At 54.4% G+C, this 6,752-nt stretch carries 4 protein-coding genes; 2 read left to right on the top strand and 2 right to left on the bottom strand.

Features of this window, described 5'->3' with window-relative positions:
• Both ABJQ89_RS16420 and ABJQ89_RS16415 read right to left on the bottom strand, forming a co-directional pair.
• A partial coding sequence (locus ABJQ89_RS16420; protein WP_348497237.1) for a thioesterase domain-containing protein occupies positions 1-282 on the bottom strand: 282 nt, incomplete at its 3' end.
• A gap of 18 nt (positions 283-300) precedes the next feature.
• Positions 301-582, bottom strand: a complete 282-nt coding sequence (locus ABJQ89_RS16415; protein ID WP_348497236.1) for a hypothetical protein — start codon at positions 580-582, stop codon at positions 301-303.
• 423 nt (positions 583-1,005) lie between these two features.
• Here ABJQ89_RS16415 and ABJQ89_RS16410 point away from each other — a divergent pair, with 423 nt between their 5' ends.
• Positions 1,006-2,727, top strand: a complete 1,722-nt coding sequence (locus ABJQ89_RS16410) for a cobalamin-dependent protein (RefSeq protein WP_348497235.1) — start codon at positions 1,006-1,008, stop codon at positions 2,725-2,727.
• Positions 2,728-2,835: 108 nt separating this feature from the next.
• On the top strand, positions 2,836-6,752 hold a 3,917-nt coding region (locus ABJQ89_RS16405), incomplete at its 3' end, for a beta-ketoacyl synthase N-terminal-like domain-containing protein (protein ID WP_348497234.1).

Here is a 6,752-nt window from a genome sequence, read left to right as displayed (position 1 = left end):
CATCAAGGGAACGAGCATCTCAACGATAGCACGTACAGAGGTCTTTGACGGCTCGCGCAAACGGTTTTCCCGCCCGGGCAATTGAACGGCAAACGCGTCCAGTTCAGGTGCCAGAGCATTGCGCCAGCCACGGTAGACCGTCGCGCCGCCACCCGCATAGGGAAACATGAACACGCGTGCCTTGCCTTGGGGCGGCTGATCCGTTTTCATGCTTGGCACCAACCAAGGGGCAGCGGTGCGAGGCGCCTGCCCCGCGACAATCGCCTCATTCACTATCGCCATATGTCTTGCCTATCGCGCTTAAATTTTCATGAAGCGCGGAAGCACGCCCTTGAATTTTTTCTTGCCAGATTTCGGCTTTTCACGAACGATAAGGACAACCGGCTGGCACTTTGCATCGATTTTTCCATCGGCTTGCAACTCAGCGATTGCCTCGCCTGCGTCCTCCAAGATGACGCCGCTACCTTTGCGCAATTTTTTGACACGGTTCCGGCTATATTTACCCAGATCAATGACAACTGGCACGGTCTGTGATCCCGCCGCAGTAGTTCCTTTAGACGCACCACTATTTGACTCAGCCATTTCAAGCTCCTTTGAGATTTAGATCGAAAAATTTCACTCTATTCAGGACACCAACCCACACCAAAGATGGCGCGAAATTGTCATCACATTTCACCCTCAAGCAAAACCAAAAAAAATAACTCGCGGTTGATAATTAGCAAAAGAAACGGCCCGAAAAATGAAGCGTTTTGGGCCGATCGACAATCTCACCTTTGCTAACGCAACTCCCAAGAACTCAACGCATACGTGCATCGCACATATGCATCTCCATTTTACATCAAGCTCACGAAAACTATGTTTTCAAAGCAATAAATTTGATTACCCCTAAGGAATCAAGGCTTACTCCACAACCAAAAGCGTATTCTGTCAAGAAATTAATAAACTTGTAGGAGAGTGTTTATTACCTATAGTGTAAACCTTAGGTTGTTCCAAAGTGATGTTTCAATGAAAATCAAGACAGATATGCTGCTAGCGCATGCGCCGGCTTTCTTCGACTTCAGAAACCGCTCTGATGTTTACTTTCCATTTTTGGGAACTTCTGGGGATGTGCCGATAACGCCTCTCTATGAGTACTTCCCTCTTGGCTTCAAAACGCTGCAACGATCGCTCAGCGCGGCTGGATATGACGTTGAGATCGTCAATCTGGCGACTGTATTGTTGAAGTACCCCCAGATCGATCTGGACCGCTTTCTTGGGGATATTGAGGCACGTATTTTCGGTATCGATTTGCACTGGATGGTGCATGTTCAGGGCGCGCTTGGCATTGCGTCGCTGCTGAAAAAACTGCACCCTGAAACACCCGTTGTTCTGGGCGGCATTTCATCCACCTACTACGCGCAACAACTCATCCAACGCCCTGAAATCGATATGGTGATGCGCGGCTATGATACGCACGCACCGATGGAAACTCTGCTGGGCGCGCTTGGCAATTCACAAGAGCTTGCTCGCGTTCCCAATTTGCTTTGGAAATCGCGAGACGGCGAAATTCAGGACAACGGATTTGGACACACACCTGCATCTTTCTCTTGCGGGGTGAATTGGTCGACCTTGCCACAACAGCGCGATGATGGGGGCCTGCCAATTCTAGAGGTTCTCTCCACGCAAAACGCTGGTTGCCCGTTTAATTGCGGATGGTGTGGCGGATCGCGCGATGCGTTCCGGCGCATCAACGGCATGCACAAACCCATCGTGCGCAAACCGATGGAAGAGGTCGAATACGAAATGCGTTCGATGCAATCGATGCCGGATGCCGATCGCTATCACCTCTACACAATCGGGGCCTACACAGAGCCGAAAGATCGCCTGACCCATCTTATGGAAAACATCGGCATGTCTGGTGTTAAGTCCGTCAGCTACGAGCAATTTCACCTGACGCCTGATGACGTGATGCGCGACATGGTGCGCGCAAACCCGAACACGATCATCACCCTTTCGCCCGAAAGCCACGATATGCGGATTTCAAAACTGGCGGGTCGCGGCACCTATACGCCGCAACAGATGGAAGAGTGGATCGAGCGCGCGCTCGACCTTGGGATTCATCAGATCGACATCTGGTATTTCATTGGAATGCCTGAGCAAGACAAAGCATCTGTTGAGGCCACGGTCGCCTATTGCGGACATCTGTTGCGCCGCTTCAAAGGCAAACGTGTGGTACCCTTGTTGTGCCCGATGATCCCCTTCCTTGATCCTGCGAGCAACTTCTTCGAACATCCCGACAAGCATGGCTACAAGATTTTCCATCGCACGGTGGAAGAGCATCGCAGCGGTATGGAAAACGCGTCGATCATTAACCGTGTGAACTATGAAACAAAGTGGCTCAGCCGATCTGACTTGGTGCATCTGGGCTATAGCAGCGTGCGCAAACTGACTGAGCTCAAGATGGAGTACGGACAATACCCGCGCGGTATTGGCGAAGATGTGTGCAACAGAATTGATGACGCGGCGCGGTTTGTCGACGTGGTGCATGAGATCGATTGCATTGCGGATCCAAAGCAGCGCGCTCGTGAATTGGCCGGCATCGGCGATGACATTTTAAGCCGCAATAACGAAATTTTCTTCAATGGCGTGGCCAATCAATCCTTTCCAGTCGAGCGGGATGTTGGCGGACGTTGGTTCGACGAAATGTTGTCCGCGGAGGCGCATGCCAAAAAGCTGGAAACGAGCTAACTCGCGATTTTGGGGGACGGAAAAATTCTTGATAAATCCATTGAACACGGCCAGGCAAACGCATCCATAACCCGAGAGCCTATCGCCATTGTTGGCATGGCCTGCCGTTTGCCAGGAGCACCCAATCCTAACGCCTTTTGGGATTTGATTTGCAACGGCGAGCGCGCCATTGGTCCTGTTCCTGCGGACCGCTGGGAGCTGGATGAGGATGCCCCCAAAGGCACCACGCAGGGTGGTTTTCTAGACTCAATTGATGGCTGTGATTGGCGTTCCTTGCGTATGTTGCCGCGAGAAGCGCGCCATATGGATCCTCAACATCGGTTGTTGCTCGAACTCGCTTGGGAAGCATTAGAAGATGCAGGCCTGCCGATGGAAGACGTCGCAGGATCGCGCACCGGCGTTTTTGTTGGCATTCAATGGAGCGATTTCTTTAGCCAACTGTCCCGAGATTGGTCCAAGATTGACGGCTATGCGATGGTCGGCAATCCCTCCATGTTCGCCGCAAACCGGATTTCTTATACCTTTGATCTGCGCGGCCCTAGCATCGCGATGGACACAGGCTGCACGTCCAGCTTTTCGTCCCTTCAAAGCGCGTGCGAAAGCCTGTGGCTGGGCGACTGTGATCGGGTCTTGGTGGGCGCTTCAGAAATCATTCTCTCCCCTTCCGTGCAAATGGGGATGGATCGCGCAGGGCTGTTGTCGCGCAGCGGCAGTTCCATGCCGTTTGATCAATCTGCGGACGGTTTTCTGCGAGGCGAAGGTGGTGGGATGCTCGTCCTCAAACGCGTCTCTGATCTTCTGCCACATGAACGCGCCTATGCACAAATTGCTGGCGTCGCGACGCGGCATGCAGGTGCGAATGACTGGATTATGGCAACCTCGGCGCGCGCGCAAAGCGAAGCGGTAACCGCTGCCTGTGCCCAATGTGATGTTGACCCAAGCAAGCTTGATTATGTCGAACTCCACGCCGCAGGCAGCCCCAGAGGCGACCCCGTCGAAGTCGAGGTTTTGTCCAATGTGATTGCTGGCCCAGACCGCGCAGAAACGCCTTGCTTGCTTGGCTCGGTCAAAGCAAACATTGGTCATCTTGGTCCAGCCTCGGGGGTCGCGGGCTTGATCAAGGTCGCGATGGGTTTACACAAAAACACCCTGCCCCGAACAATAGCGCCTAAAACGCTGATCTCAGAAATAGCGTCCGAAACATCAGGTCTGGCCCTTTCTGAAACACCTCAACCTTGGTTGGGCGATACGCGCAGTGGGCTTGCGGGCGTCACCTCTCTTTCGCTTGGCGGAACAAGCGCGCATGTTGTCTTGCGCGCGAACGATCAGAGCGCAGCGCCAAGTTCAGACAGTCAAGACACACCTTATATCCTCGCGCTGTCGGCCCCGAGCCAAGACGCATTGGATGACACGGTTCAAGCCTACATCGACTATCTGCGCTCAGAGCAGGCAGACCGGATTGAGAACATATGCTTTACCGCTGCGATAGGCCGCTCTCATCACGAGGTTCGCGTGGCCGTTACAGGGCGAACCACGGCTGAACTTGCCGATGCACTTGCTGCGTCGTCAAACGATGCATCGCTTGATCCGCTAGATGCCATTGCCGCACAATATATGGCCGGCGAACCCATTGATTGGTCAGAGATTTCTTTTGGCAATGGGACGATAACATCCCTGCCGCTTTATGCGTGGCAACGTCAACGGATGTGGCCGGAATGGTTGGACGCGACTTGCATGGGAACGCCCCCACAGATGCAAGTAGCGCCAGTCGCCGCACCCAAAGATACAGCGCCACAGCCGCGTATTTTACCGCCACTCGATCAAGTGCGCTTGCGCACCTCTGAAGTCTTGGAGCTGGCCCAAGACGAGATCGATGCGGCAAAGATGCTGACGGAGATCGGCCTGGATTCCTTGACAGCAAGCGAGTTGAGCAGACGGCTCTCTGCGGATTTCCAGATCGACATCCCAATCGTGGAATTGCTGCGACAACCCAGTATTTCAGCAATAGCAGATATGTTGGAAACGCGCCTCGCGCAGCGGTCTGATACATCGCCCGCCTACGAGACATCGACGCTCCCACAAATCAGCTTCGACCGTGCAGCATTGCATGAACCTTTCCCATTAACCGACATTCAAACCGCTTACTGGATCGGCCGCACAGCGCGCGATGCATTGGGCGGCGTCGGCTGTCATTACTACCAAGAATTCGAATGCGATAGCTTGGATTTCAAGCGGCTAGAGCAGTCCTTCCAAGCTTTGATCGTGCGCCATGATATGCTCCGCGCCGTGGTGACGTCCGAGGGCATGCAGCAAATTCTGGACAACACGCCCACCTATGAAATCGCGCAACTTGATCTGCGGGGCGAAGACAGCGCCGAGACCGAAAACGGCTTGGAAAGTGTGCGCCGCGAAATGGCGACGACGCGCTTTGACCCTGAGGTTTGGCCGCTCTTTGAAGTGCGCGCGACGCATCAAGATGACAATCGCATGCGGGTTCATCTCAGTTTTGATTTGATCACGGTGGACGCCACGAGCTTGTCACTGCTTATTCGCGAATGGGAAACACTATACAAGGATCCATCAGCGCTAAAGCCGCTCGATATTTCCTTCCGAGACTATGTTCTGGCTGAGATCGCCCACAAAGACACACAGGATTTCAAATCTGATGCAGCCTATTGGGATGCGCGTTTGGACGACATCGCGCCAGCGCCCATTTTGCCTGCTGAAGTGCCAAACTCGCAAACCGCTGCCACCGGCGAAGCTTTGGCGCGCATCAGACGCAAAGGATACCTGTCCCCAAAAGCATGGAGCAACCTGCGCGCCCGTGCTGGAGCGCGTGGGCTGACCCCCTCTAGCGTGTTGTGTTCCGCGTTTTCAGAGATTTTGGGCACATGGGGTGGCGGCGATCGCTTCACGCTCAACTTGACCTATTGCAGCCGTCGTCCCGTGCATCCGCGTATGTCAGAAATGATCGGTGATTTCACCACGACGATTTTATTGGACGTGGACCGCACCCCCCAAACTTTCGCCGAAAAAGCCGCCATTTTACAAGCGCGCCTTGGCGCCGACATGGACCACGCGGCCGTGAGCGGCGTCGAAGTCTTGCGCCGTGTCCGCCAGTCCCGCCCCGAAGATGGGCTCGCGGTGATGCCCGTCGTGTTCACAAGCTTGCTGGGGCATGGCGCGGTTAGTGGAGAGACGCTCTTTTCCTCCAACTGGCTGGGCGATCTGATCTATGGCATCAGCCAAACGCCGCAAGTCAGTCTTGATCATCAGGCCTTTGAGGAAAATGGCAGTTTGGTTCTGCATTGGGATGCTGTTGAGGACCTGTTCCCCGCCGGTGTGCTCGACGATATGTTCACGGCCTATATCGAGATGCTTGAAGCGCTCGCTGAACCAGAAGCTTGGGACAATGCGCTGCTAGAACATGTGCCGGCGCGGCAGCTCGCCCGAAATGCCGCCGTCAACGCGACAGAAGCGGAGTTTCCAACAGGACTGCTTCACGCGCCTTTCGAGCAACGCGCGAAAGATCAGCCTGACGCGCTCGCAGTGATTGATGGGGACACCCGTCTAACCTATGGCGATCTTGATCAACGGTCATTGGCGCTGGCACATAAAATCCGCGAGGCCGATGTTGCGCCCCATGCACCCGTAGCAATTGTCATGAAAAAGGGCTGGGCCCAGATCGTCGCGGCACTTGCGATCCTACGCGCAGGTGCGGCTTATGTTCCCATTGATGCCGCCTTGCCGAACGCACGCATTTCCTACCTTTTGGACAATTGCGATATCACGGTCGCCTTGTCTCAATCGGATGTTGAACTGCCATCAACCGAAGCAGCAGAAGACAAAAGCATCTTGAATTTGGTTGTGGATACGCAGCCGATGCCGTCCTCGGACATGCCGCCGCTAGATTGTGGCGCATCTCTTGATGGCCTTGCCTACACGATCTTTACTTCTGGCTCTACGGGGCAACCAAAGGGCGTGATGATCGCCCATGGCGCGGCGCGCAACACGATTGAAGACAT

It is taken from the genome of Planktotalea sp. (assembly GCF_039984035.1).
Classification (GTDB): domain Bacteria; phylum Pseudomonadota; class Alphaproteobacteria; order Rhodobacterales; family Rhodobacteraceae; genus Planktotalea.
Note: the sequence above shows the minus strand (reverse complement) of the source record. Positions and strands in the feature narration are given on the sequence as shown.

Coding starts and splice junctions, on each gene's coding strand:
- ABJQ89_RS16415 (WP_348497236.1), bottom strand. CDS start 582: ATGGCTGAGTCAAATAGTGGTGCGTCTAAAGGAACTACTGCGGCGGGA.
- ABJQ89_RS16410 (WP_348497235.1), top strand. CDS start 1,006: ATGAAAATCAAGACAGATATGCTGCTAGCGCATGCGCCGGCTTTCTTC.